Raw genomic sequence first — 26,887 nt, forward strand, 5'->3', positions numbered from 1 at the left:
TTTTGTCGAACACGCGGTCTAATCGACGTGTTTTCATCGTCATCTTTTAGAGTGAAGCGCGTCGCGAGACACTCTTTTTAACCAGGAATGTTGATCAGGGGTTCACATGCAGGGCACAAAAATTCGACTCTTAACCGGCGGTTTGCTGATGATGGTAGCAGCCAGTTATGTGCAGGCAGATGCGCTCCAGCCAGACCCGGCCTGGCAACAAGGGACTCTGGCAAATGGTTTTCAGTGGCAGGTGTTAGCCACTCCCCAGCGTCCCAGTGACCGTATTGAAATCCGTCTGTCTGTGAATACGGGCTCCCTCACCGAAAGCTCTCTGCAGACCGGTTTTAGCCATTTTATTCCTCGGCTGGCGCTCACCCAAAGCGGCAGTTTGCAGGCAGTTCAGGTGCGTTCATTATGGCAACAGGCCATAGACCCAAAGCGCCCGCTGCCACCGGCGGTGGTCTCGTATGACTACACCATGTTTAACCTGAGCCTGCCGAATAACCGTAACGATCTGCTAAAAGAAGCACTGACGTATCTCTCTGATGCAACTGGCAATCTGGCGATTACGCCGGAAAGTATCAGCTATGCGCTGAGCAACAGCGACATGGTTGCAACCTGGCCTGTGGACACAAAAGAAGGCTGGTGGCGCTACCGCCTGAAAGGCTCAACGCTGCTCGGTCATGACCCGGCAGAACCGCTGAAACAGCCGGTCGATAGTGAACAGGTAAAAGCCTTCCACCAGAAATGGTACACCCCGGACGCGATGACCCTGATTGTGGTCGGAAATGTTGATAGTCGTGCGGTGGTTGAGCAGATCAACAAAGCGTTTGGCGATCTGAAAGGGAAACGTGAAACGCCTGCCCCTGTGCCGACGCTCTCTCCGCTGCGTGCAGAGCCTGTCAGCATCATGACAGATACCGTGCGCCAGGATCGTCTCTCCGTGATGTGGGACTCGGCCTGGCAACCTATCCGCGAGTCAGCCGCACTGTTGCGCTACTGGCGTGCCGACCTGGCACGTGAAGCGTTGTTCTGGCATGTTCAACAGACACTCAGTAAGAACAACGTGAAGAACATCGGTCTGGGCTTTGACTGTCGCGTGCTGTTCCAGCGTGCGCAGTGCGCCATTAACGTCGAATCGCCAGGCGATAAGCTGAATGCAAATCTGGGCGTGGTGGCCAAAGAGCTGGCAAAAGTGCATAAAGAGGGTCTGTCTGAAGACGAGTTCAACGCGCTGGTGGCGCAGAAAAAACTGGAGCTGCAGAAGCTGTTTGCAACCTATGCCCGTGCTGATACCGACATTCTGATCAGCCAGCGCATTCGCTCATTGCAAAATCAGGTTGTGGACATTGCGCCAGAGCAGTATCAGAAGCTGCGTCAGGACTTCCTGAACGGTTTGACCGTCGATATGTTGAATCAGGATTTACGCCAGCAGTTGTCGCAGGATATGGCGTTGATTCTGCTGCAGCCGAAAGGCGAGCCGGAATATGACATGAAGGAATTGCAGTCAACCTGGGATGGGATTATGACGCCGCTATCGAAGGCAACACAGCCTGCCGCGGTGGATGATTTACACCCGGATGCGACGGATATTCCGCAGGGGCAGTAACGTCCTTCTAACCCTCTCCCTGTGGGAGAGGGAAAGAGTGCGGGCATCAGCCCGCACCTTCGTTAAGCAGGCATCGCCTCACGCGGAATAATCGCCCCGCGATACTGAATCACCGTACTGGCCGTCAGGTGTCCACGCTGTGCCGCCGCCTCGGGCGTGCCACCCGTCAGGCGTACCGCCAGGTAACCCGCGCTGAATGAATCCCCCGCTGCGGTGGTATCAACCACTTTTTCTTTGGCCAGTTTCACCGCCGGAACCTCAATCACAGCATCACCCGCAATGGCGACCAGGCACGAATTCGCGCCGCGCTTAATCACCACTTCACTGACGCCCGCTGCCTGAGTCCGTGCGATAACCTCATCAACCGGTTTCTCGCCCCACAGGGCATCTTCATCATCGAGCGTTAAGAACGCGATATCAGTGCACTGCAGCATCTGCTGATAAACCTGCTGTGTCTCTTCGCGACTCGCCCACAGGCGCGGACGGTAGTTATTATCGAAAATCACCTTGCCACCATTGGCGCGGCATTGACGCAGTAACGACAACAGCTTTTCGCGGCTGGCCGGGCTGAGGATGGCCAGGCTAATCCCGCTCAGATAGAGATAGTCAAAGGTCGCCAGCTCTTCGCAGATGGCGGCTGCGGCGTCGCTCTCCAGCCAGTATTTGGCCGCTGCTTCGTTACGCCAGTAGTAGAACGTGCGCTCACCGGTGCTGTCGGTTTCAATGTAGTACAGACCCGGCAGACGGTTTTCCATGCGCTGAATCAGCGAGGTCTGAACATTTTCACTCTGCCATGACCCCAGCATCTGCTGGCTGAAACTGTCCGTTCCCAGCGCGGTAACGTAGTTCACGCTCAGTGCATCGGGGTTAACCTGGCGGGCAATATAAACGGAGGTGTTTAAGGTATCGCCACCAAAACCGCGGCTGACTTCCGTGCCCTTTTGGGACAGCTCAATCATACATTCGCCAATCACGGCAATTTTTTTAGACATAATCGTGAACCTGAACAGAGTAATTCGCAGTAGTCTGCGCTGAGTGAATTATGTGGTCAACTATATTAAAACAACGTTCCATTATTTTTTTTGAGCCAGCGCGTGTTCCAGGTCATTTCTGTCATCTTAATTTCGTTTTCCCGGTGAATTGAACATAAAGTTCTCAATTATCGCGCCGATAACCCAGTGACGAGTCCAGAAAGGCTATCCCAACAACAGGACATCTGAAATGAAGTCAGAGCAGGTTATCCAGCGGCTGAGCACTACGCCTGAGGCAAGTATTGAGAACTTGCAGGAGCATCGCTACTGGCTGCAATGTGAGCGAACGTACACCTATCAGCCGATCTACCGCACAGACGGTCGACTGATGGCGATTGAAATTCTGACGGTCGTTACGCACCCTTCGAACCCTTCGCAGCGTATCGCGCCAGATCGCTATTTTGCCGAAGTTGCCGTTCGCCAGCGTCTGGATGTGCTGGAAGAGCAGTTACGCATGCTGCTGACGAAACAAGCCTTTTTCGAGCGACACGATATCCTTGCCTCGGTGAACGTGGATGGCCCGACCCTGATGGCATTACGCCAGAATGCGAAATTACAGGAACTGATCGCCACCCTGCCGTGGATGCGTTTTGAGCTGGTGGAGCATGTCCGCCTGCCGCAGGATTCGTCGTTTGCCTCGATGTGTGAATTTGGCCCGCTGTGGCTGGATGATTTTGGCACCGGCATGGCGAACTTCTCTGCCCTCAGCGAAGTGCGTTACGACTACATCAAGGTGGCCCGCGATCTGTTTATCATGCTGCGCCAGACCCCGGAAGGACGAAATCTGTTCATGCTGTTATTACAGTTGATGAACCGCTATTGTCAGGGCGTCATTGTAGAAGGTGTTGAAACGCTGGAAGAGTGGCGTGATGTGCAAAACTCGCCCGCAGCCGCTGCGCAAGGCTATTTCCTCTCGCGTCCGGTTCCAATGGATACCCTGGATAGCGTGACCGTCATGTTGTAAAACAAGCTGTTTCCCATAATAGTTCGTGGTTTCTACGCGCTATTACCGGACACAGCGCCTCGTTTACCTGAATCACGGGTAATCCGGGAAGAAAAAAACGGCAACTCAGAAGTTGCCGTTTTGCGTTTATAACGACTGATGCCGTGTTTCATGTGTCAGAAGCAGAGCAATCAACGTCAGCGCGGCCATTGCTGCCAGATACACACCCACGTAGAACAGACCGTAGTTCGCCTGTAACCAGGTCGCGATGTAGGGCGCAACGGATGCACCCAGAATAGAAGAGACGTTATACGAGAAAGAGGCACCGGTATAACGTACTTCAGTCGGGAACAGCTCCGGCAGCAGCGCGCCCATTGGGCCAAAAGTCAGGCCCATCAGGCTCAGACCAATCAGCAGATATGCCATCACCAGCGCAGGGCTACCTGAGCCCAGCAGCGGCGGGAAGACGAACAGGGCGAACAGAATGATGAGCGTGGTGATCACAATCATGCTTGAGCGACGGCCAAATTTATCCGCCAGCAGGCCGGCAATCGGCACCATCACACCAAAACCGACAACCGCCATCATCAACATCCACAGTACTTCGTTACGCGGCAGACCCAGCCCAACTGGCGCAGCGGCGGTACTGAACGTCATTGAGTAGACGGTCATGATGTAGAACAGTGTATAGGTTGCCAGCATGATAAACGTGCCCAGCACGGTCACGCGGACGTGTTGGGTCAGCAGAGTACCCAGCGGCACTTTTACCTGTTTCTTCGCCGCAGCCACTTTGGCGAAAACCGGCGTTTCGTGCAGAGAAACACGCACATACAGACCAATCAGTACCAGAACGGCAGAGAAAATAAACGGAATACGCCAGCCCCAGTTCAAGAACTGTTCATCCGTCAGCAGCCAGGAGAGCAGCAGGAAAGTCCCGTTCGCAAAGAAGAAGCCAATCGGCGCACCCAACTGCGGGAATGAACCGTAAAGCGCACGTTTGCGCGCTGGGGCGTTCTCGGTTGCCAGCAGCGCTGCACCACCCCATTCACCGCCCAGTCCCAGCCCCTGACCAAAACGCGCCAGCGCCAGCAGTACGGGAGCCAGAATGCCGATGGCTTCGTAGGTTGGCAGCAGGCCGATCGCTACGGTGGAGATCCCCATCGTCAGCAGCGACGCCACCAGAGTGACTTTACGCCCAATGCGATCGCCAAAGTGACCAAACAGCGCAGAGCCAATGGGACGTGCAACAAAAGCGATAGCAAAGGTTGCCAGAGACTGTAGCGTGGCCGCCGTCGGATCGCCCTGCGGGAAGAAGATATGCGGGAAGACGATAACCGCTGCGGTGGCATAAATGTAAAAGTCGAAGAACTCAATGGCGGTGCCAATCAGCGATGCGACGACGACTTTATTGCGCGAGTTTACCGGAACGTGTTCCGCTCCGGCGTCGAGTGTAGTGGCTGTTGCTTGCATAATATTTTCTTATTTTTTGACGAACGAAAGCCATATTACGCACAGCAAAAGCGACATTTCAATCTGTAACAAAGTCGTGAATTGACGATAAAAGCAACAAAAAGCGGATAATGTTCAGGTCAGCAAAAACACTTCCATGAAATGCTTCACGATTTTTAAATATTAGATAATAAAACTGGTTTTTGGTTAAATAAAAGTTACGAGCTGGATTTATATGCTGAAATAGCGAATTGGGCTGAAGTTTTCAGCCCAGTGGCCCCATTACCGGTGCGTTTTTCCCGGCATACGAGGGTCATTTTTGTACTGTGCTGTCGCAATCCATGCTGCACAGAACAGCGTCAGGCGGGCGAAGAAGTAGAAGAATGCCATTAGCCCAAGCACCGAGCCAAAGGCTGCACCGGAAGGGGATTTAATCAGCAATGGCAGGGTATAGGTCATCACGATTTTAATGACTTCAAAACCGATTGCTGCAATTAACGTTCCGCGGATCAGGGCCTTCCTGTGCGGGCGATGGTGGGGCAAACGCCAGAAGATCCAGAAGAACAGAAGGTAGTTAGCGAAGATGGAAATCGCCAGTCCAATACCGTGCCAGGCAGGCTTCAGCCATTTGATGTCATCGAGCCAGAGCGCGGAGATAATCAACTGTTGTGCAGCGCCGGCGACAGAGGTAATCGAAAGCGTCACGATCAACGCGATGAGCAGACCAATCAGCGAAACAAAGTCGCGAAAATACTTAACCCAAATTTTCTCCTGATCCTGCGGCGTACGCTCCCACACATCGCGCGACTGGGCGCGAATGGCCTCGCGCAGGTTGCCCATCCAGTTAATACCGGAATAGAGCGCAATCAGCAGCCCCACCAGGCCAACGGTGGTGCGTTGTTGAATGGCGGTATTGATGGTGCTTTTGAGCGTGCCGGCGAGCGTTGGATCGCTGACGCTCATCAGGATTTTATCGAAGATGTCCTGAAGCAGCGTCGGGTGCCAGGCGAGAATAAAACCGGCGGCTGCAAATGACACCATCAGGATGGGGATCATGGAGAGAAATGAAAAGTAGGTGATAGCGGCTCCAAACTGATTACCCATGCGGTCGTTAAAACGTTCCGTCGCGCGTATCAGATGCGCAATCATGGGACGACGCTGAATTTTCTGCGCCGTACGGGTGACCGTTTTAAGCGCTTTTCCGGCTTTACCTGGGGCCATTTCCTGAGGGGGACGTTGCTGGTTGTTTTCCGACGTCACACGCGTTTCCTTATTCATCTGGTGAGGACTTTTTGAAATTATAACCTGCACCTAATCAACATAGGCTTTCATTAACACCGTTAGCCACTCCATAAACAGATGCACGCGGCGGGAGAGGTTACGACGATGGGGATAAATTAGCGAGACGGGCATCGGCTCTGCGCGATATTGCGGCAAGATCTCCTGTAGTTTTTTTGCCCGCAGGGAATCACGCACGCCAACGCGCGGTACCTGGATAATGCCCAGCCCGGCGATGCAGGCTGCGTGGTACGTTTCCGTGCTGTTGACCGTCAATACCCCGCCGGTTTTAATCCACTGCGTTGAGCTGCCATTATAATATTCAAAGCCTTGCGGGCGGGTACCCAGCGTGGCGGCGTAATGGATGACAGCGTGTGAACCGAGATCGCCCAGCGTTTCAGGATAACCAAAACGCGTCAGATAATCCGGGCTGGCGCAGTTAATCACCGACAGTTTACCCAGCGGGCGGGCGATAAGCCCCGAATCCTTCAGCGTACCCACGCGCACCACGCAGTCAAAACCTTCGCGAATGACATCCACCAGACGATCGCTGCTGCTGAGTTCCAGCTCAATCCCGGGATACTGCTGTAAAAACGCAGGCAGTTTTGGGATGACTAAATTTCGCGCAACGCCGACGGGCATATCAACGCGTAACCGTCCGCTGATGCTGGAGGGATCATGCTGGAACATACCGTCCAGTTCGTCGAGGTTTGCCAGAAGATCTTTTGCCCGTTCGTAATAGACCATACCATCCTGCGTCAGGCTGACACGGCGCGTGGTGCGGTGCAATAGCTGGGTGCCCAGCCGGTTTTCCAGCGCCTGAACCTGACGTGACACACTCCCTTTTGGCAGGCTCAGCGTCTCCGCCGCACGGGAAAAACTCTCCAGTTCCGCGACCCGAACAAACAACTGCATTGCGTGAATTTTATCCATAGGAAAAGCTCATTGTTGTTCAAGATGAAACAGTGAAGCGTTTATGGCTATCTTTATTGATTTTCTATCACCTAATAAGCTCTTTCTCAATCTCCATAACAGCCAAATTGAGGTTTCTTATGACTGAACGTATTGCATTAGTGACAGGTGGTAGCCGTGGTCTGGGTAAAAATGCGGCCTTAAAGCTGGCGGCGGACGGCACGGGAATTATCCTGACGTATAACAATAGTCAGCAGGAAGCGCTGGATGTTGTGCATGAAATTCAGGGAAAAGGTGTTAAAGCTGCGGCATTGCAACTTAACGTCGGTGATATTTCATGTTTCGATGTTTTCGCCCAACAGGTACAGGACACCCTGAAGGCCCTGTGGCAGCGTGATACGTTTGATTATTTATTGAACAATGCAGGAACGGGTTTATACGCGCCATATACCGGAACAACGGAAGCCCAGTTTGATGACGCGCTGAACATCCATTTCAAAGGACCATTTTTCCTGACGCAGTGTCTGTTGCCGCTGTTGCGCGACGGTGGACGGATCCTGAACGTTTCCAGCGGTCTGACCCGCTTTACTCAGCCAGGCTCTGGTACCTATGCGGCGATGAAAGGGGCGATGGAAGTGCTGACCCGCTATCAGGCAAAAGAGCTGGGTGCGCGCGGGATCGCCGTCAATATTATTGCCCCTGGGGCGATTGAAACCGATTTTGGCGGTGGACGCGTGCGTGACAATGCGGATCTCAACCAGCTTCTGGCCTCACAAACGGCTCTGGGCCGTGTGGGGTTGCCGGACGATATTGGTGATGCCATTGCCGCGCTGCTCAGCGATAAACTGGGCTGGATGAATGCACAACGTATTGAAGTGTCAGGCGGCATGTTCCTGTGATATCGGGTCTGAAGGGGAGGGAGCCTCTTCAGAATATACTCAAATCAGGTATGTCGAAATCCTTCCAGATTTAAATAACACCCGGTTAATTGTAACGTACCCATTCTTTGAGTTTTTTCTTAAATAGTACCTCTGTAGAATTTTCTCGCTATTCTCAGAGGAAAGAACCATGCGAGTAATCATGTTTGACAGGCAGTCAATATTTATTCATGGAACGATCGGTAGCCTTCAAAAATGTATTCCGGAAATAAATATTACGGGCACAAGTCAGACTGAAGAATTGTGGGAGCAGCTATCCGCATCGCCTTCCGCTATTGTCATGATTGACGGACGCTTTATTCAGGATGACGGCATGGCTCTGCTGGAAGCGCTCCTGTATCGCTTTCCGGCCACGCGCGTGGTGATGATGCTGGTGAAAAAAGAGGTCAGATGGGTAGAGCAGCTCATGCAGCGTAACGTGAGGGCAATCGTCCACCGCAACGCGGTTCCGGAGATGTTCTCCGCCGTGTTGGGCTCTGTATCAAAGGGGATGGTCTGTTTCCCCTGCGAATGGTTAAGTGTGTCTCAGCCATATCAGCATGAACTCTCCTTGTTGAGCGATCGCCAGCGTGAGGTACTGAAGTTGCTGGCGGCTGGGGAGTCGAATAAAGAGATCGGGCGCATTCTGAACATCAGTGCCGCAACGGTAAAAGCGCACCTGGAAGCCCTTTTCCGCCGCCTGGATGTTAAGAACAGAACGCAGGCCGCGATGTACTATACCCGGGCGATGGCCTGAAGAAGCTCTGGTGGCAGACGGGAGATGCCGCCAAAGCTGAATATCGTCGATACCAGTGAGTCATATTGCTGTTGGGTGAGGGGTTGCGGAAAATTTTCACCGATCAGCGCCTCACATAATTGAATATCGTCGTGCAACAAGTGTTCAGCCTGGGCAGGTGTGATAAGCCCACGAAAAATTTCCCCTTCGCGGATGACATGGCCGTATCCGATTACCCATACCCCCCGTTCATCACGATATTTTTCCTGGGAGAGTCCTTGTTGTTTTTTAATTAATGCAATGGCAGCAGAAGATATCTTCAGCATATGACCAGTCATATTCATTTCCTCTTAATAACGTTACTGTAGAGGAAACGAAGTCTGAGAAATATCCGCCAAATGGCCGTTGATCAGCGAATATTTATCCGGTATTCGTGCTTCAACAAACCAAACAGCCAGTCATTATGCCAGCGCCCGGCAAGGTAATAGTTTTCCCGCAGCTCGCCTTCAGGTTGAAAACCCGCTTTTTCCAGCAACCGTCTGGAGGCGATATTGCCTGCCGTTACGGTGGCGGTCAGCCGTCGGATGTTGCCTTGAGTGAATGCGAAATCACATAGTGCCTGGAGCGATTCAAAACCATAACCTTTCCCCTGTGCTACCGGGGCGAAGAGGAAACCGACTTCAGCGCAGTCCTGTTCCCGGTGAATATAGCCGGTTACACCTAGCGGCGTCTGGCTCGCCGTATCACGTACCACCAGGCAGAGCCAGTGCGCGCAGCCTGGTGTCCACGGCATCAGACGAGAATCGAACGCTTCACGGATTTCGGCCAGGGGGCGGTCTTGTGCGACAAAGCGCATAACGTCCGGGTCTTGCTGTAAGGCCAGAAAAAAGGGCCAGTCTTGTTCCTGCAGCGGTGAGCAGGTGAGGCGTGTGGTCGTGAAGGCAGGCATTCAGATTCTCCTGAGACATTTTCAATGATTATAGAGCTGTCACTTTATTTCAACAGAAAGTCAGGTATGTTTAACTGCGTATAAATAAAAGAAAAACGGCTGCTGCGTGCCGGGCCCGGATGTCTTCGTTGTCTCTGAAGGAAAATAATGACTCTCAGCGCATCACATCATATTCGCGAACAGTTCGAACACTGTCTGGCCGTCATTCGCCAGGCGTCTGTAGAGATACTGCTTCTTCTGAATGTACATGCTTCTGAAGGAAAAGATCCACGCTGGTTTCTGGAACAGCTGGACAGTGCCCGTCTGGGGCCGGGCGGATGGACTGCCGTTGCGAAGCAACTTAACCTGAATGATGCTGAGATGTCGGAGTTTACCCTGCAGTTACGCCTGTTGCAGCAGCGGGTTCCTCAGTATGAAAGCGGGCAGGATGTCAGTGAAAATCAGCTCATTGCGGCGATGCGCTTTGTGAACGCACTGGAACACCTGCGTTTGCAGCAACCCCTCCTGACCTACAGCACCGAACTGGCTCCCGGTAATGAGATCCAACAACAGCAGGCACATAAGCAGGTGCGTGCGATTGAACTGATGATCAAAGGGCTTATCCAGCAGGCATGGCCCGATCAGGTGCGGCTGAATAACCATCTCAAGACTTTGTTTAACGCTGACCGCGTACGTCGCTGGCTTAAGCTTGGCGAAATCAACGATGTCCTGAGCGGCATGATGTTCAGTGAGCTGGCGCAGATGCTGGTGGATAAAAAGGAGTTTAGCCGGTATTACGCCTCACTGTTTAGCGACCCGTCAATGCTGACATTACTGGTTGAACCGCGTAAGACATTGCAAACGTTCCTTGATGATATCCGGCAAATCCGCAACAGTATTACCGTACAGCAGGCGTTAAGTTCGGCGCAGATCCTGCTGCTGGATAACTACTATGCGCAGATCACCCGCCCCGTGCAGCGTGCTTTTGAAGAGGGGAGGACGCGCATTAACCCGGCGGGATTAATGGCGGTGGATGCCAGCGAGCTGCATGCTTTCTGGGAAAAGGCGCAGAAGATGGACCGGGTTACCGGCGGCGATCTGTTTGAAGTCCGCGACACGATTGAAAAGCCAACCCAGCGCGCGCCCCGAACGCCTGAACAACGTGAGCAGCTTATTTCCGGCATGTTATGGGGAGCAGTTGGGGTGATGATCATCGCGATTGCCGTGGGGGGATTCTGGCTGGTGACCGGCAGCAGTAAACCTCAGCCAGCGCTCGTGAATGCGGCAGAAACCTCTCAGCCTCAGGAGATGCGCGAAACACCTTCCTCGCGTGAGACGCTGACGCGCATGGGGGTGACCTGGGACGAGAATAATTTCCGTTCAGCCATCAACCGCAACGATACCCGCATAACGCAGCTATTTTTACAGGGCGGGATGGACTGGAAGCTGTCCTGGACAGAAGAGGCGATGTCGGCAGAGCATGACGACGTGCTTGAACTGATGCTGCACTATCGGCAAAACATGGTGGAGGAAAAGCCGTGCCGTCGCTTTATCAATACGCTTGGCCACGCCATGTCTGATGGTGAATCTCTGACTGCAATACGTAAAGAGTATCTGAAAGCGTTTTGTACCGTGCCTGCCGTGGTGAAGCGCCAGCAGCATGATGCCGATATGGCAACGCGCCGTGCGCAGTCACAACCGGATGCCACCACGAAAAAATGGCAGTCCATTCAGACTGCCATTTATGAGGTGATTCGCTAATATACCCCTCTCCCCGGTTCTGACCCTCTGGGAGAGGGTCAGGGTCGAGGCTCCCCGTACAACCCAATCAACCGTCGAACCACACCATTGGTCCAGCCGAAACCATCCTGTAGCGGATACTCACCCCCACCGCCTTCACGTGGTGTACTGCTGGCGATGTGGTACTTCTCAATCAGCTTGTGGTGCGTTTTATAGAAGAGGTTCACCGTCTGGAGCCAGCTCCAGGCGATCTCATCACCCAGTGTGTCGTTGCCATACTGTTTGAACCCCTGAATCGCCATCCACTGCAGCGGTGCCCAGCCATTGGGTTTATCCCACTGTTCGCCGGTTTCGTACTCGGTTGCCATAATACCGCCTGGTGTCAGCAGACGCGCTTTAACGGCATCAGATAGCCGTTCTGCCTGCTCATGCGTGGCCATACCGACATACAGTGTCACAATGCTGGCCGCAGAGAATAACGCCATCTCTTCGCGTCGCCAGTCGTAATCACGGTAGCAGCCATGCTCCTCATCCCACAGATAGCGGTTCACCGCCGCACGTCGATCGGCTGCTTTCTGGCGGAACTGTTCAGCGGTCTCTTTATCCCCTTTTGACGCCGAAATATTGGCGATCGCGCTTTCCAGCTTGAACAGGAATGCATTCAAATCAATGGGGATAAACTGCGTCGTGCGGATGCTGGCAAGCCGACCGGGATCGCGCAGCCAGCGGGAAGAGTAATCCCAGCCGGAAGCCGCGCCAGCTCGCAGATCGCGGTAGACTTCATTCGGTGGACGACCGGAATGGCGGGCCGTCTCTACGTCCTCAATCCAGGATTCATCGCGCGGTGTGTCACGATCATCCCAGTAGCGGTTGAGCATTGAGCCGTCTGGCATACGTACCACATGGCGATAGGCCTGGTTCAGCAGCAGCGACTCCGCGCCATCCATCCAGAAGGCGTACTCCATTTTCAGGTGTTCCAGATAGCGTTTCGCGCCACGCACGCCGTCCTCCTCGAACAGCTCGACCATCAGGGCAAAGACCGGGGGCTGAGAACGGCTGAGATAATAGGTTCGGTTACCGTTGGGGATGTGTCCGTAGCGCTCAATCATCCACGCGAAGTTATCCGCCATACACTTCAGCAGATCGTCCCGACCACTTTCCGCCAGCCCCAGCATGGTGAAGTAGGAGTCCCAGTAGTAGGTTTCGCTGAAGCGCCCGCCGGGGACGATATAGGACTGTGGCAGCGGTAACAGGGATGACCAGGGAATATGGTCCTGCGGCTCACGCGTCAGTACCGGCCACAGGCTATCAATATGCTCCCTGAGCGACAGCCCTGGGTCAGAGACGTATTCGGTCGAGAGTGATTCCGGCATCCAGAAGTGGTTCTCCACGAACTGGCGCAGGTCAAAATCCCGGTGGCGTTTCACCTTGCGGTAGCGGATCAGGATATCCAGAGGATCCTTCTTCGGTGCACAGTCGGGGAAGGTTTTGCTATCCGTAAAAAGCCGCGAGGACTGCACATGTTCGAACAACTCAAGATAGCGATCGGCAGGGGTCAGGGCATCCGAGGCGGGCAACCCCTCAATCATTTCGGGTTCCGGCTCCGCCTCAATCATTTCATCCAGTTTCAACTCGCAGGGATCGGTTTCGTAACGCAGCTCTTCTGCAACCCCGAATTCGATGTTTTCGGCAGCGTGGAGTTTCTGGCTGAACATAGTGATAAAGACCTCCGGTTGTGTGTTCGTATAGACAGGTTGTTCCGGGTGTCTGTTAAGCGTAGACATTCGCTTCGGTGTCTGGGGAGTGAAACGTGCGCTTGATCACATTTCGCTGTGGCGGCGTGGTGAACGTTATTTTTTATAGTTCATTGATATGCAAAAACAAATGGGAATTGAGGCTCACTATCCGGGAGAAAAAATTCAGACCATTCGTTTTGCAACGAGTGATGTATGTTCACGATGCCTTCCGGTACAGCGGCATCGTGAACATCGCGTCTAAAGGCTTTGTTTTAGACGCCTGCTGATAGGTTCAAACTCCTCAGTGGAGTGGCGTTCAAGCGTATCAGGGGTGTTATCGTCGATGGCTTTCCAGTAGGACCACGGAACCGGTTTTTTGCCTAGCTCATAGTCCATCGCATCCCAGGCATCTTCCCTGAAGGAATAAAAAGCCCAGTGCGCATTATGCTTGTCGAGAACGGTCAGGACATCGCTCAGCCACTGCTTACAGCCCTGCAACGTGCGTACGCAGCCAAACTCACCGGCGACAACCCGGTTTGCCGGAACGCCGTGTTGTTTAGCCCAGACGAAGGGGGCGCTCATCCAGCGATCTATTGCTGCTGCATCCCATTTCACCTGTTTGCCACCAAATGTGACCATGCCGGGGTACTCATACGGCACTTTGCGGCGCGCATTCGGGGCGCTGGTAAATTCATACGGCTCATACATGTGGAAGCTGTACAGAACCCGTTTGTCATTAAGCGCTGCAGGCCAGCCAGAAAAGCCGCGCGCGGAGCCGTACCAGCCTCCGTCGACCATGATCGGCGTGGTCGCGTCGACCTGACGGATGGCGGCAATAATCTGATTGTAGAGTTCAGGAAGGTTGCGTGCCGTGTTTGCCTGCTGTTGATACCAGGTTTTCAGCGCCTCCGCGGAGGCTTGCTCGCTAATTTTGCCTTGCTTTTCCGGTGCGGGTTCATTGACCAGGTTCCAGGCGACAATGCCGGGTTCGTCCTTCAGCGCCAGCGCTAAATCGCGCCAGAACAGTGCCGCCTCCTGCCAGTATTTTTTGTCCTGCCAGATGCGGTCATCGAACTGGTTATGATTATTTTGCGACCAGCGCATACCGGGTAAGGAAAGCGGGGCAATGACGACCTTGAGCCCGGCGGCATGCGCCCGCCTGATGGACGCTTTCAGGGTGGCGAGATCGGCGGCTTGCAGCGTGCGGTAGCCGTCTGCATTGCCCATGAGAAAATCACGATCGGCTGGCTTCCATTTGTCGTAGGACAGACGAACCCATGTCGCGCCGTAGCCGCGCAGCGCCTCATAATACGCCTGTGTCGGTGGCAGGCGGTTAAAACTGTTTCCACCGTGCTGGGGGGTATCCCAGAAGGTGATGTCATTGGATGATGAGGCTGAAAAAGTGAAAAGAAGCAGGGTGATACCGATAAGCGCTTTCATCTCAATCCCTTTTAAGCGTGGCGATAATTTTATATTCATCAGAATGATGAAGTGTTGTATTTAAATTATCGAGTCCTATAAAAAAACTGGCCTGTTACGGCCAGTTTTTTTTGAGTGAAGCGCCAGACAACGAAAAGCGGTTAACGCATGGTCACAAACTCTTCCGCCGCAGTCGGGTGGATCGCCACGGTGTTGTCGAAATCTTTCTTGGTTGCGCCCATCTTCAGTGCTACGGCAAAGCCCTGCAGGATCTCGTCCATGCCGAAGCCAATACCGTGGATGCCGACAATCTTCTCTTCTGGCCCAACGCACACCAGCTTCATGCGGCATGGCTGACGGTGAGAGGTGACGGCGGTATACATCGCGGTGAACGCTGATTTGTACACTTTCACCTGGTCGTCGCCATACTGTTCGCGCGCCTGCGGTTCGGTTAAGCCGACAGTGCCGATGGGCGGATGACTGAAGACCACGGTCGGGATATTGCTGTAGTCCAGATGCTCGTTTGGCTTGTTGTTAAACAGGCGTTCAGAAAGACGACGGCCCGCTGCCACGGCAACCGGGGTCAGTTCAACGGCACCGGTGTTATCACCTACCGCGTAAATGCCCGGTACGCTGGTGTTCTGGAACTTATCGACAACGATATAGCCTTTGTCATTGGTTTTCACGCCCGTGACGGCCAGGTTGAAGTTGTCGTTGGCAGGCTCGCGACCAATCGCCCAGATCAGGCAATCGACGGTCTGACTACGGCCATCTTCCAGCTCCAGGGTCAGGCTACCGTCTGCATTTTTCACGACCGCTTTTGGCACGGCGTGAGTGTGCAGGGTTGGGCCTTCGGCATTCATCACTTCGACCAGCGTGTCGACGATCAGCGGGTCGAAACTGCGTAGTGGGGCGTGTTTACGTACGAACAGGTGCGCTTCTGCACCCAGACCGTTAATCACACCGGCCAGCTCCACGGCAATGTAACCCGCGCCAACCACAGCAACGCGTTTTGGTAGGGCAGGCAGCTCGAAGAAACCATCGGAGTCGATACCGTATTCCACGCCCGGAATATTCGGGTGGCTCGGACGGCCACCGGTAGCGATCAGGATGTGATCGGCGGTGATCGTCTCACCGTTCACTTCGACAGTCTTCGCGTCAACGAAACGGGCAAAGCCACGGATCACATCCACGTTATTTTTGCCCAGCACGTTGTCGTACGAGGTGTGAATACGGTCGATATAGGCGGTACGGCTGGCGATCAGCTTGTCCCAGTCGAAGTTATTGATGGTGGTGTCAAAGCCATAATCCGGGCCATACATATGAATAGCTTCACGGATTTGCGCGGCATGCCACATCACTTTTTTCGGTACACAACCCACGTTCACGCAGGTGCCGCCCAGCTCTTTGGCTTCAATCAGCGCACATTTCTGGCCATACATGGCCGCACGGTTGATGGAGGCGATGCCGCCGCTGCCGCCGCCGATTGCGATGTAGTCATAATGCTTAGTCATAGCTTTTATCCTTAATCGTGAATTGCCGCGATTGTATACCTGAAATCAATAGTTTCCACCGATGGCTGTGATTACTCTGGCACGATCCAACTGACGGTGGCATGACCGATACCCGTTGGTACCAGCTTTTTGTGCAGCCACGGCAGCACGCTGTTCATCTGCGCTTCAAGCTTCCACGGTGGGTTGATGACAATCATGCCGGAGGCGGTCATGCCGCGCTGGTCGCTGTCCGGACGTACGGCCAGTTCAATTTGCAGAATTTTGCGGATGCCGGTTGCTTCCAGGTCTTTGATCATGCGTTTGATTTGCGCGCGCAGCACGACCGGATACCACAGAGCATAGGTCCCGGTGGCAAAGCGTTTATAGCCTTCGTTGATGCCAGTCACGACGGCCTGATAGTCAGTTTTGATTTCGTACGGCGGGTCGATCAGCACCAGACCGCGACGGGAAACCGGCGGCAGCTTGGCTTTCAGCTGCTGGTAACCGTCGGCTTTGTCCACCCGGGCACGGCTGTCTTTCTGGAACTCAGAACGCAACAGTGGGAAATCACTCGGGTGCAGTTCGGTCAGTTGCAGGCTGTCCTGCTCGCGCAGCAGCTGGCGCGCAATCAGTGGGGAACCTGGGTAGTAGCGCAACTGGCCGCTGCGGTTGAAGTGTTCCACTACGCCGATATACGGTTCCAGCTCGGCTGGCAGGTCATCCTGTTGCCAGATACGGGCGATCCCTTCGAGATACTCACCGGTACGCTCGGCATGCTCGCCGCTCAGCTGATAACGACCCGCGCCCGCGTGGGTGTCCAGATAGAGAAACGGTTTATCTTTCTCTTTGAGCGCTTCAATGATCAGGCTCTGAACGGTGTGTTTGAGGACGTCGGCGTGGTTGCCTGCGTGAAAGCTGTGGCGATAACTGAGCATGGGTAATGATATTCCGCTGAAATGACGATTTGCCACAGTTTACAGCAGAACGGCACAGATTACCCGTAGGCCCGGTAAGCGCAGCGCCACCGGGCGCATTTCCGCCACGCTTAGCATTGAAATTCACTACACTTAACCCCATTCTAGAATCAATATGCCCAGCGCCGGATGCGCGCTTCATTCATCTTATTCAACAGGACTGCGTTTATGACCAATCCATTACTGACGCCTTTTTCGTTGCCGCCGTTTTCTAAAATCCTTCCTGAACATGTTGTCCCGGCCGTGACGCAATCGCTGGCCAGCTGTCGTGCGGCGGTAGAAAGCGTGGTGGAGCAGGGGGCTCCGTACACCTGGGAAAATCTGTGTCAGCCGCTGGCAGAAGTGGATGATGTGCTGGGGCGTATTTTCTCCCCGGTGAGCCACCTGAATTCGGTGAAAAATAGCCCGGAACTGCGCGAAGCCTACGAACAAACTCTGCCGCTGCTCTCTGAGTACAGCACCTGGGTCGGTCAACACGAAGGGTTATACAAAGCTTACCGCGACCTGCGCGATGGCGATCACTATGCATCGCTGAATACTGCGCAGAAAAAATCAGTTGATAATGCCCTGCGTGATTTTGAGCTGTCCGGGATTGGCCTGCCAAAAGAGAAGCAGGTCCGCTACGGTGAAATCGCGGCGCGCCTGTCTGAGCTGGGCAACCAGTACAGCAACAACGTGCTGGATGCCACGATGGGCTGGACGAAACTGATTACCAACGAAGCTGAGCTGGCCGGTATGCCGGAAAGTGCGCTGGCGGCGGCGAAAGCCCAGGCCGAGGCCAAAGAGCAGGAAGGTTTCCTGCTGACCCTGGATATCCCAAGCTATCTGCCGGTGATGACCTACTGCGACAACCAGGCGCTTCGCGAAGAGATGTACCGCGCCTACAGCACGCGTGCGTCAGATCAGGGGCCGAATGCGGGCAAATGGGACAACAGCCCGGTGATGGCAGAAATCCTCGCGCTGCGTCACGAGCTGGCACAACTGCTGGGCTTTGAAAGCTATGCCTTCAAATCCCTCGCCACCAAAATGGCCGAGAACCCACAACAGGTGCTCGATTTCTTAACCGACCTTGCCAAACGTGCCCGTCCGCAGGGTGAAAAAGAGCTGGCCCAGCTGCGTGCCTTCGCGAAAGCGGAGTGCGGTGTGGATGAGCTGCAGCCGTGGGATATCGCGTACTACAGCGAAAAACAGAAACAACACCTTTACAGCATCAGCGACGAGCAGCTGCGCCCGTACTTCCCGGAAAACAAAGCCGTTAACGGCCTGTTTGAAGTCGTGAAACGTATCTACGGCATCACGGCTAAAGAGCGTACTGATATCGACGTCTGGCATCCGGATGTGCGTTTCTTCGAGTTATATGACGAGAAAAACGAGCTGCGCGGCAGCTTCTATCTGGATCTTTATGCGCGTGAGAACAAGCGCGGCGGAGCGTGGATGGATGACTGTGTCGGCCAGATGCGTAAAGCCGACGGTTCATTGCAAAAGCCGGTTGCTTACCTGACCTGTAACTTCAACCGCCCGGTGAATGGCAAACCTGCACTGTTCACCCACGATGAAGTGATCACCCTGTTCCACGAGTTCGGTCACGGTCTGCACCATATGCTGACCCGTATCGAAACCGCAGGCGTGGCGGGTATCAGCGGTGTACCGTGGGATGCGGTCGAGCTGCCAAGCCAGTTTATGGAAAACTGGTGCTGGGAGCCGGACGCGCTGGCGTTTATCTCCGGTCACTTTGAAACGGGCGAACCGCTGCCGAAAGAACTGCTGGAGAAAATGCTGGAGGCGAAAAACTACCAGGCGGCGATGTTCATCCTGCGTCAACTGGAGTTCGGCCTGTTCGACTTCCGTCTGCATGCCGAGTTTAGCCCGGAGCAGGGGGCGAAAATCCTCGAAACCCTGGCTGAGATTAAAAAGCAGGTTGCCGTTATTCCAGGACCAACCTGGGGCCGTTTCCCGCACGCGTTCAGCCATATCTTCGCAGGTGGCTACGCGGCAGGTTATTACAGCTACCTGTGGGCCGACGTACTGGCGGCGGATGCCTTCTCTCGCTTCGAAGAAGAGGGGATTTTCAACCGCGAAACCGGTCAGTCGTTCCTCGACAACATCCTGACTCGCGGTGGTTCCGAAGAGCCTATGGTGCTGTTCAAACGCTTCCGCGGCCGTGAGCCACAGCTGGACGCGATGCTGGAGCATTACGGAATTAAAGGCTAATTGCTACGTGAAGATCTGCTTAGTCGATGAAACAGGCACCGGAGACGGTGCCTTATCTGTTCTGGCCACCCGCTGGGGACTGGAACATGATGAAGAAAACCTGATGGCGCTGGTGATGACACCGGGGCATCTGGAATTACGTAAACGCGATGAACCGAAGCTTGGCGGGATTTTTGTCGATTTTGTTGGCGGGGCAATGGCGCACCGGCGCAAATTCGGCGGTGGCCGCGGCGAAGCGGTCGCTAAAGCGGTTGGTATCAAGGGGAGCTATCTGCCGGACGTGGTCGATGCGACGGCGGGACTGGGGCGTGATGCGTTTGTGCTGGCGTCGGTGGGCTGCCGCGTGCGGATGCTGGAGCGCAATCCGGTGGTCGCGGCGCTGCTCGACGATGGGCTGACGCGTGGCTACGCTGACCCGGAAATCGGCTCCTGGCTACAGGAGCGTTTACAGTTGATCCACGCCTCCAGCCTGACGGCGCTGACGGATATCACCCCGCGCCCGCAGGTGGTCTACCTTGACCCGATGTTCCCGCATAAGCAGAAAAGCGCGCTGGTGAAGAAAGAGATGCGTGTGTTTCAGTCGCTGGTGGGGCCGGATTTGGACGCGGATGGTTTGCTGGAGCCTGCCTGCCGGTTAGCAACAAAACGGGTCGTCGTGAAACGCCCTGACTATGCGCCACCGCTGGCTGACGTCGCCACGACGAATGCGGTGGTGACCAAAGGACACCGGTTTGATATTTATTCCGGTACGCCGGAATAAAAAAAGCCGGGTGGCGGCTTCGCCTTACCCGGCCTACGTCTTCAAACGTGCCCTCTCCCTGGGGAGAGGGCACGTTTGACTTACTCGTCTTCTTCGTCACGCAGTGGAACAATCAGCATATCTACGTGAACGGTGTTGATCAGCTGACGCGCTGAGGACATCAGTTTGCTCCAGAAGTCCTGATGATGACCGCAAACCACCAGATCCATATCGTACTTCTTAATCGCATCAACCAGTACCTGGCCCAGGTCACCGCTGCCGCTTAAGGTTTCGGTGATGGGGTAGCCTGCGTTGGTGGACAACTCGCTCAGTGCGTGGTGTGTCTCTTCGGAGATGCGTTTTTGCATATCGCCAAGATTGACATCGATCAGACCGGTATAGAGGTCGGAGTAATTCACATCAACGTGAATAAGAGAAACTTTCGCGTTGTATGGGCGTGCCATGGATACTGCTTTATCAACCAGCACTTTGCTCTCCGGGGAGAGGTCTACCGCGATGAGAATGTGTTTGTAAGCCATAGTGTTACTCCTTCCTTAAGTTATCGATGACTAAAAGGGAAAGCCGTCGTCTGATGCTTAATTACGGCTCAGTTAAACAAAATTTTCAAGCTTTGGTGTTGATAACGATTAACCTTGTGGCAAAAAAATTAACGGATCTCCTACACTATTTAATGAGCCGTTCGGATATTAAAACGCGAACCGGATCGACTTTTGAGTCATTCTTTCACTGAACTGTCTGTCAGGGCATTGGGTGCGGTAGCTCAGAAGCCTTGCTTCGTGGGCGGACGCCGGGGAGGATGTATGATTAGCACCGTCGCATTGTTTTGGGCACTGTGCGTGGTTTGCATAGTGAATATGGCGCGCTACTTCTCATCGTTACGTGCGCTGTTAGTGGTACTTCGTGGTTGCGATCCGTTGCTTTATCAGTATGTGGACGGTGGAGGTTTCTTCACCTCGCATGGACAGCCCAGCAAACAGATGCGTCTGGTGGGGTATATCTATTACCAGCGCTACCGCGACCATCACGATGAAGAGTTTATCCGTCGTTGTGAGCGCTTGCGTCGTCAGTTCATTCTGACCAGTGCGCTGTGTGGCCTGGTCGTGGTCAGTATGATTGCATTGATGATTTGGCACTGAGCACAAAAAAAAAGCGGGTCAGTTTCCTGACCCGCTTTTTTGTCGCCTTCAGCCGATTAAATCAGCTTCAGTGCAATCCAGTACAACCCGCCAGACAGCAGGATGGAGGCCGGAAGGGTAAACACCCAGGCCATCAGGATATTGGTCACGGTTTTGCGCTGCAGACCGCCGCCGTCGACAATCATCGTACCCGCTACCGAAGAGGAGAGTACGTGGGTCGTGGAAACAGGCATACCGGTGTAGCTCGCCAGACCGATAGAGACCGCCGCCGTCATCTGCGCGGACATACCCTGCGCATAGGTCATGCCTTTCTTACCAATCTTCTCGCCGATGGTGGTCGCCACACGACGCCAGCCAATCATCGTACCGATACCCAGTGCCAGTGCGACAGCCATGATGATCCAGATTGGCGCGTACTCAATGGTATTGAGCATATCGCTTTTCAGTTTCTTCAGCAGTCGCTGGTCGTCTGCATTGACTTCCGGCAGCTTCGCGACTTTATCCGTTACATCAGAGATGCAAAGCATAATACGACGCAGCTGACCGCGCTGTTCAACGGAAAGTTTGTCATAACTTTCGATATCACCCAGTATGCCTTTCGCACGTTCCAGCGCGTTAATTGCATTCGCCGGGTGGCAGTGGAACTCCGTCGGTGTGGTCGTTGTGCCCGCGTCAGGAGACGGGATCAACTGGTCAACGCCGGTCGCTTTCTTCAGCAGTTCAGGGTGCTGCTGGAAGTAAATTTCGACGTTGTTCACCGCATCACGCGTACGGGTGATTTCGTAACCGGAGGCATTCATGTTGACCACGAAACCCGCCGGAGCGACACCAATCAGCACCAGCATGACCAGACCAATGCCTTTCTGACCGTCGTTCGCGCCGTGTGAGAACGACACGCCGATAGCGGAAAGGATCAGAGCAATCCGTGTCCAGAAAGGTGGCTTTTTCTTGCCATCTTTCTTTTCACGCTCAGCCGGCGTCAGGTGAATACGGGAGCGTTTTTTAGTATTGCTCCAGTAACGACGCAGAATGAAAATCAATCCACCTGCAACCACCAGACCCACGATAGGGGAAACGATGAGTGAGGCAAAGATCCCCAACACTTTCGGGATGTTTAACGCATCAACAACCGATGTACCGGTCATCAGGGCATTGGTTAACCCGATACCGATAATCGCGCCGATGAGGGTGTGAGAACTGGATGCAGGCAGGCCGAAATACCAGGTACCGAGGTTCCAGATAATTGCAGCAAGCAGCATTGAGAACACCATAGCAAGGCCATGGCCAGAACTAACGTTAAGTAGCAGATCCGTTGGCAGCATATGCACGATGGCATAAGCAACGCTCAGTCCGCCCAGGAGGACACCAAAAAAGTTAAATACCGCCGCCATAACGACCGCGACTTGCGATCGCATTGCGCGAGTGTAAATAACTGTTGCAACTGCGTTTGCAGTGTCGTGGAAGCCGTTGATCGCTTCGTAAAACAATACAAAAATCAGAGCAAGCAAGAGTAAAAGCCCGGTATGTAAATCCAGGCCAGCAAACAAATGTAGCATAGGACGTTACGCCATTTTGAGGACATGAACGCGGCGCATTATCCAGGACAAACGGGTAACGGGCAAAGTGAAATCTAGCTTTTTTTTGATATTCCTTCGGCTTTGTCAGGGGAAGGTAAAGAAATATATTTTATTTTTCAATAAAATGACTGAAATCCGGGTTATTTACGCTGGTGCGACCACAGAGGAAACTTTACAATCCGCGGCAACTAACAAAGAGGGTTTTGACGTGGAAAGGTTTGATGCCGTTGTAATAGGTGCCGGTGCGGCGGGTATGTTTTGTGCGGCGATGGCCGGGCAAGCGGGCCGTCGTGTGCTGTTGCTGGATAATGGTAAAAAACCGGGCCGCAAGATCCTGATGTCGGGCGGCGGGCGTTGCAACTTCACTAACCTTTATGTCGAACCCGCGGCCTATTTGAGCCAAAACCGTCATTTTTGCAAATCTGCGCTGGCGCGTTATACCCAGTGGGATTTTATCGACCTGGTGGGTAAGCACGGCATCGCATGGCATGAAAAGACGCTGGGTCAGCTGTTTTGTGACGACTCCGCGCAGCAGATTGTCGACATGCTGGTGGCCGAGTGTGAAAAGGGCGGTGTGGTAATGCGTCTGCGTACGGAAGTGCTGGACGTGACCCGCGACGATCAGGGTTACACGCTGCACCTGAACGGTGAAAGCGTCAGCGCCGATAACCTGGTGATTGCCAGTGGCGGTCTTTCCATGCCTGGGCTGGGTGCCTCGCCATTTGGTTACAAAATTGCTGAGCAGTTTGGTCTGAAGGTACTGCCAACACGCGCGGGTCTGGTGCCGTTCACGCTGCATAAACCGCTTCTGGAACAGCTCCAGACGCTTTCTGGCGTCTCGGTTCCGTCGGTGATTACCGCGGAAGACGGTACGGTGTTCCGTGAAAATCTTCTCTTCACTCATCGTGGCCTCTCTGGCCCTGCGGTGCTGCAAATCTCAAGCTACTGGCAGCCGGGTGAGTTTGTTGCGGTTAACCTGTTACCCGATTGCGATCTGGATGCATTCCTCAACGAACAACGTACCGTACACCCGAATCAAAGCCTGAAAAACACCCTGGCGATGCAGTTACCGAAACGGCTGGTGGAGTGTTTGCAGGTTTTGGGGCAGATCCCGGATGTCTCGCTCAAACAGCTCAATAGCCGTGAACAGCAGAGCCTGGTCGAAACGCTGACCCACTGGCGCGTCCAGCCAAACGGTACTGAAGGCTATCGCACAGCAGAAGTGACGCTCGGCGGGGTCGACACGCATGAGCTTTCTTCGCGCACGATGGAGGCCCGCAACGTGCCAGGTCTCTATTTCATTGGTGAAGTGATGGACGTCACCGGCTGGCTCGGTGGGTATAACTTCCAGTGGGCATGGGCAAGTGCCTGGGCGTGTGCGCAGGCGCTGGCAGAAAAATAATAACCTTGAGCAATTATTGCACCAACTTTATCCCCCGGTTCCACTAAGCTTCGACTCAGCGAAACAATTTCAGATGCCCCGATGCGTTCGCGGGGCAATCCTCTTTTCCGGTCAGAGCACTCCCCATGATATTACTCAGCATCACTATTTTGCTTACCCTTACCGTGGTTATCCATTCGCTGTGGATGTTTTGTGTTTTAAAATTCATCAACCTGGAGGTGGGTTCTGCCATACGCGTTGTATTACGCAATGTCGGCATTGTCATTTCAATGATCTTCGCCCATCTTCTTGAAGCCGGGCTTTTCGCCGCGTTTTACTTTGTGGTTGAGGCATTTAACGACTGGAACACCAGCTTCTATTTTTCTCTGGTGAGCTACGCGACGGTAGGATATGGCGATGTCACCTTACCCTTGCACTGGCGGGTTATTGGTGGCCTGGAAGGGCTGGTGGGAGCGTTGATGGTGGGATGGTCTGTGGCGGTGCTGGTCGGGGTCCTTCAGCGTTTACGTGGGATGAGTACCTAAACGACAGATGCGCTACCCCCGGGTAGTAAGGTAAAGTACATCTCCTTGCGCAGCCGATATGGCTGCGGATTTGAGGGTGAAGAGGCTGATAAACAGCCCGCCCTTTTCAATTACTGGCGTATGCCAGTCTGCATGGTGTTGTGTTTTGTCTTCCAAAAGGGTTGTGTATGTCAGCTGCTCATCTCGGTTTCCCGACTGAAACCGTTGTTGTCTTTGTTGTGATGGCCGTTGGGGCGATGTTTATCGACCTCTTCATGCATCGTCATGACAAACCTGTCTCACTGAAAAGCGCCGCGATGTGGTCCATTTTTTGGTTCACGATGGCAATGGCGTTTGCCGGGTTCCTGTATGTTCACCACGGTGCAGAGATGGCAAGCCTGTTCCTCACCGGTTACGCGCTGGAGGAAGTGCTCTCCGTCGATAACCTGTTTGTGATGATGGCGATTTTTGCCTGGTTTGGTGTGCCGGATAAATACCGTCACCGCGTCCTCTACTGGGGCGTTCTGGGGGCGATTGTCTTCCGCGGTATCTTTGTTGCCATTGGCACCAGTCTGTTGAGCCTGGGCCCTTACGTTGAGGTGGTTTTCGCGCTGATCGTTGGCTGGACGGCCGTGATGATGCTCAAACGCAATGAAGAGAGTGATGAAGTTGAAGATTACTCCGGTCATCTGGCCTATCGGCTGGTGAAGCGCTTCTATCCTGTCTGGCCGAAAATCAGCAGTCATGCCTTTATTCTGACCCAGAAAGAGGTTGATGCGGAGCTTGAAAAGCCAGAGAACCAGGATGTGATGGTCGGGCGCATGAAGAAGGCGAAGCGCTACGCAACGCCGCTGTTGCTCTGTGTGGCAGTAGTGGAACTGTCTGACGTGATGTTTGCGTTTGACTCAGTACCGGCCATTATTGCCGTCAGCCGTGAACCGCTCATTATCTATAGTGCAATGATGTTCGCCATTCTTGGCCTGCGAACCCTCTACTTCGTGCTGGAAGCGCTGAAGCAGTATCTGGTGCATCTGGAGAAAGCGGTGGTGGCGCTGTTGTTCTTCGTGGCCTTCAAGCTGGGACTCAATGCGACCGATCACTTCTGGCATCACGGTTACAGCATTGATGCCACGGCAAGCCTGTTTGTGGTACTTGGCGTGCTGGCACTGGGAATTATTGCGAGTGTCATGTTCCCGGGAAGGGAAGAGGCCTGAGGTAAGTTGCCCTCTCCCCGTGGGAGAGGGCAGCAGACCGCACCGGATTAACCCTTGAGCGGCGAATTCTTGCGCTTGCGCGGAGGGTGGAAATGCCGCCAGTGTGGATCCTGTGCGGCCGCCAGCAGTTCGTGGTCGCCACGGGTATCCCCCCAGGCGCGCAGGTGGTAATCGTTCAGATTGCCGTACACCTTTTCCAGCCTGGCCACCTTCTGAGCACAGCGGCAGTTGTTACCCGTGATACGCCCGGTCAGCTTACCGTTTTTGACTTCCAGCTGTGTCCCAATCAACTTAATACCAAGCTTATCGGCCCACGGCTGGAGCACCAGCGCCGGGGAAGCGGAACAGATAGTCACTTCCGCACCGGAATTAACCTCCGCTGCAACGGCCAGCACGCCCGCAGGGCGCATCAGCTTATCCCAGTATTTTTCGCAAAACGCTTCAGCCTGCTGACGTAACCAGTGTTCATCCACGCCCGTCAGGAACGTTTTAATCAGCACTTCTTTCAGCTCATCGCGCGTCAGTTTGCGGCGTACACAATGGAGCGTCGGTAACGCCATGCGCACCAGTCGGCCCGCGAAGTAACGTTTACCAAAGGCAAAGCGCAGGAAAGGGATAAAGCTGTCGTGGTGCGTCAATGTGCCATCAAAGTCGAAGACAGAGAGCACGTTGGACTTCGCTACTGCCTCGTCGGCAATCATATTGGTCATAAATACGTCTTAGCTGAAATACACATTCTGCTTAATAGTTTACCTGTTTTACCCCGACAGTCCTTCGATCACGTGCATTTTTTTATCAATCTTGCGACCCCGGAATGAGTCCAGTTTTGGTCTCGATAAAGATTGGGTGAAAAATGAGCTGCCCATATTATAACCACATCGAAAGATATTTCGGGGGAACATTGGCCTCCACAGGTAAGGAAAAATTC

24 protein-coding genes are annotated in these 26,887 nt (G+C 53.9%); 11 read left to right on the forward strand and 13 right to left on the reverse strand.

All coding sequences use genetic code 11. The features are described 5' to 3' along the window. Positions 1-106: 106 nt before the first annotated feature. The gene (locus ACHHZ6_RS09870; protein WP_182919092.1) at positions 107-1,600 is read left to right on the forward strand and encodes a pitrilysin family protein; all 1,494 of its coding nucleotides are present in this window, start codon (positions 107-109) and stop codon (positions 1,598-1,600) included. A 62-nt stretch (positions 1,601-1,662) separates the two neighbouring features. Here ACHHZ6_RS09870 and ACHHZ6_RS09875 read toward each other — a convergent pair whose 3' ends face one another. Next, the gene (locus ACHHZ6_RS09875) at positions 1,663-2,592 is read right to left on the reverse strand and encodes a sugar kinase (RefSeq protein WP_196390593.1); all 930 of its coding nucleotides are present in this window, start codon (positions 2,590-2,592) and stop codon (positions 1,663-1,665) included. A gap of 229 nt (positions 2,593-2,821) precedes the next feature. On the opposite strand from ACHHZ6_RS09875, the gene pdeH reads away from it, so the two are divergent. Next, complete coding sequence (gene pdeH / locus ACHHZ6_RS09880; protein WP_182919090.1) at positions 2,822-3,595, forward strand: cyclic-guanylate-specific phosphodiesterase; 774 nt, start codon at positions 2,822-2,824, stop codon at positions 3,593-3,595. A 126-nt stretch (positions 3,596-3,721) separates the two neighbouring features. On the opposite strand, the gene ACHHZ6_RS09885 is transcribed toward pdeH, so the two are convergent. The 3 genes from ACHHZ6_RS09885 to ACHHZ6_RS09895 all read right to left on the reverse strand — a co-directional run bounded on the left by ACHHZ6_RS09885 (position 3,722) and on the right by ACHHZ6_RS09895 (position 7,234). Next, positions 3,722-5,044, reverse strand: a complete 1,323-nt coding sequence (locus ACHHZ6_RS09885; protein WP_395122168.1) for an MFS transporter — start codon at positions 5,042-5,044, stop codon at positions 3,722-3,724. A gap of 261 nt (positions 5,045-5,305) precedes the next feature. After that, entirely contained in the window at positions 5,306-6,283 is a 978-nt protein-coding gene (gene yhjD, locus ACHHZ6_RS09890) for an inner membrane protein YhjD (RefSeq protein ID WP_269475511.1), read from the reverse strand. Between the two features lie 51 nt (positions 6,284-6,334). Next, positions 6,335-7,234 carry a LysR family transcriptional regulator gene (locus ACHHZ6_RS09895; protein WP_182272991.1) on the reverse strand — a complete coding sequence of 300 codons (900 nt, stop codon included), beginning with the start codon at positions 7,232-7,234 and terminating at the stop codon, positions 6,335-6,337. A gap of 119 nt (positions 7,235-7,353) precedes the next feature. Here ACHHZ6_RS09895 and ACHHZ6_RS09900 point away from each other — a divergent pair, with 119 nt between their 5' ends. Then, positions 7,354-8,112, forward strand: a complete 759-nt coding sequence (locus ACHHZ6_RS09900; RefSeq protein WP_182919088.1) for an SDR family NAD(P)-dependent oxidoreductase — start codon at positions 7,354-7,356, stop codon at positions 8,110-8,112. Between the two features lie 169 nt (positions 8,113-8,281). Continuing rightward, complete coding sequence (locus ACHHZ6_RS09905) at positions 8,282-8,887, forward strand: response regulator transcription factor (RefSeq protein ID WP_182272989.1); 606 nt, start codon at positions 8,282-8,284, stop codon at positions 8,885-8,887. Here the strand turns inward: ACHHZ6_RS09905 and ACHHZ6_RS09910 are convergent. Both ACHHZ6_RS09910 and ACHHZ6_RS09915 read right to left on the reverse strand, forming a co-directional pair. Next, on the reverse strand, positions 8,866-9,204 hold the full coding sequence (locus ACHHZ6_RS09910; RefSeq protein WP_182919086.1) for a lysozyme: 339 nt from the start codon (positions 9,202-9,204) through the stop codon (positions 8,866-8,868). The genes ACHHZ6_RS09905 and ACHHZ6_RS09910 overlap by 22 nt on opposite strands. A 71-nt stretch (positions 9,205-9,275) precedes the next feature. Then, positions 9,276-9,815, reverse strand: a complete 540-nt coding sequence (locus ACHHZ6_RS09915) for a GNAT family N-acetyltransferase (protein WP_182272987.1) — start codon at positions 9,813-9,815, stop codon at positions 9,276-9,278. A gap of 147 nt (positions 9,816-9,962) precedes the next feature. Between ACHHZ6_RS09915 and ACHHZ6_RS09920 the strand changes: the two genes are divergently transcribed. After that, the gene (locus ACHHZ6_RS09920; RefSeq protein WP_395122169.1) at positions 9,963-11,555 is read left to right on the forward strand and encodes an STY4199 family HEPN domain-containing protein; all 1,593 of its coding nucleotides are present in this window, start codon (positions 9,963-9,965) and stop codon (positions 11,553-11,555) included. A gap of 38 nt (positions 11,556-11,593) precedes the next feature. Here ACHHZ6_RS09920 and ACHHZ6_RS09925 read toward each other — a convergent pair whose 3' ends face one another. From ACHHZ6_RS09925 to ACHHZ6_RS09940, 4 genes are all read right to left on the reverse strand, one after another. Beyond that, positions 11,594-13,249 carry an alpha,alpha-trehalase gene (locus ACHHZ6_RS09925; protein ID WP_395122198.1) on the reverse strand — a complete coding sequence of 552 codons (1,656 nt, stop codon included), beginning with the start codon at positions 13,247-13,249 and terminating at the stop codon, positions 11,594-11,596. 279 nt (positions 13,250-13,528) lie between these two features. After that, on the reverse strand, positions 13,529-14,710 hold the full coding sequence (locus tag ACHHZ6_RS09930) for a glycoside hydrolase family 5 protein (protein ID WP_395122170.1): 1,182 nt from the start codon (positions 14,708-14,710) through the stop codon (positions 13,529-13,531). A gap of 140 nt (positions 14,711-14,850) precedes the next feature. Beyond that, on the reverse strand, positions 14,851-16,203 hold the full coding sequence (gene gorA, locus ACHHZ6_RS09935) for a glutathione-disulfide reductase (protein ID WP_182272984.1): 1,353 nt from the start codon (positions 16,201-16,203) through the stop codon (positions 14,851-14,853). 71 nt (positions 16,204-16,274) lie between these two features. Then, entirely contained in the window at positions 16,275-17,117 is an 843-nt protein-coding gene (locus ACHHZ6_RS09940; RefSeq protein WP_182272983.1) for a 23S rRNA (adenine(2030)-N(6))-methyltransferase RlmJ, read from the reverse strand. 207 nt (positions 17,118-17,324) lie between these two features. On the opposite strand from ACHHZ6_RS09940, the gene prlC reads away from it, so the two are divergent. Together prlC and rsmJ are read left to right on the forward strand one after the other, a co-directional pair. After that, positions 17,325-19,367 carry an oligopeptidase A gene (gene prlC / locus ACHHZ6_RS09945; RefSeq protein ID WP_395122171.1) on the forward strand — a complete coding sequence of 681 codons (2,043 nt, stop codon included), beginning with the start codon at positions 17,325-17,327 and terminating at the stop codon, positions 19,365-19,367. A 7-nt stretch (positions 19,368-19,374) separates the two neighbouring features. Continuing rightward, complete coding sequence (gene rsmJ, locus ACHHZ6_RS09950) at positions 19,375-20,127, forward strand: 16S rRNA (guanine(1516)-N(2))-methyltransferase RsmJ (RefSeq protein ID WP_395122172.1); 753 nt, start codon at positions 19,375-19,377, stop codon at positions 20,125-20,127. 80 nt (positions 20,128-20,207) lie between these two features. Here rsmJ and uspA read toward each other — a convergent pair whose 3' ends face one another. Then, positions 20,208-20,645 carry a universal stress protein UspA gene (gene uspA / locus ACHHZ6_RS09955; RefSeq protein WP_003861223.1) on the reverse strand — a complete coding sequence of 146 codons (438 nt, stop codon included), beginning with the start codon at positions 20,643-20,645 and terminating at the stop codon, positions 20,208-20,210. 282 nt (positions 20,646-20,927) lie between these two features. On the opposite strand from uspA, the gene uspB reads away from it, so the two are divergent. Further along, complete coding sequence (gene uspB / locus ACHHZ6_RS09960; RefSeq protein WP_003861224.1) at positions 20,928-21,263, forward strand: universal stress protein UspB; 336 nt, start codon at positions 20,928-20,930, stop codon at positions 21,261-21,263. 56 nt (positions 21,264-21,319) lie between these two features. Here the strand turns inward: uspB and pitA are convergent, their stop codons facing one another. Further along, entirely contained in the window at positions 21,320-22,819 is a 1,500-nt protein-coding gene (gene pitA / locus ACHHZ6_RS09965) for an inorganic phosphate transporter PitA (protein WP_182919081.1), read from the reverse strand. 229 nt (positions 22,820-23,048) lie between these two features. On the opposite strand from pitA, the gene ACHHZ6_RS09970 reads away from it, so the two are divergent. The 3 genes from ACHHZ6_RS09970 to ACHHZ6_RS09980 all read left to right on the forward strand — a co-directional run bounded on the left by ACHHZ6_RS09970 (position 23,049) and on the right by ACHHZ6_RS09980 (position 25,959). Further along, positions 23,049-24,242 (forward strand): NAD(P)/FAD-dependent oxidoreductase, encoded by a 1,194-nt coding sequence (locus ACHHZ6_RS09970; RefSeq protein WP_196390588.1) that lies wholly within the window; start codon positions 23,049-23,051, stop codon positions 24,240-24,242. Positions 24,243-24,367: 125 nt separating this feature from the next. After that, complete coding sequence (locus tag ACHHZ6_RS09975) at positions 24,368-24,766, forward strand: potassium channel family protein (protein WP_182272978.1); 399 nt, start codon at positions 24,368-24,370, stop codon at positions 24,764-24,766. 167 nt (positions 24,767-24,933) lie between these two features. Beyond that, positions 24,934-25,959, forward strand: a complete 1,026-nt coding sequence (locus ACHHZ6_RS09980) for a TerC/Alx family metal homeostasis membrane protein (RefSeq protein WP_182272977.1) — start codon at positions 24,934-24,936, stop codon at positions 25,957-25,959. A gap of 47 nt (positions 25,960-26,006) precedes the next feature. Here the strand turns inward: ACHHZ6_RS09980 and ACHHZ6_RS09985 are convergent, their stop codons facing one another. Then, on the reverse strand, positions 26,007-26,669 hold the full coding sequence (locus tag ACHHZ6_RS09985) for an HAD family hydrolase (RefSeq protein ID WP_182272976.1): 663 nt from the start codon (positions 26,667-26,669) through the stop codon (positions 26,007-26,009). Between the last annotated feature and the right edge of the window lie 218 nt (positions 26,670-26,887).

This window comes from Enterobacter cloacae complex sp. 2024EL-00214 (genome assembly GCF_043945575.1).
Taxonomy (GTDB): Bacteria; Pseudomonadota; Gammaproteobacteria; order Enterobacterales; family Enterobacteriaceae; genus Enterobacter; species Enterobacter cloacae_P.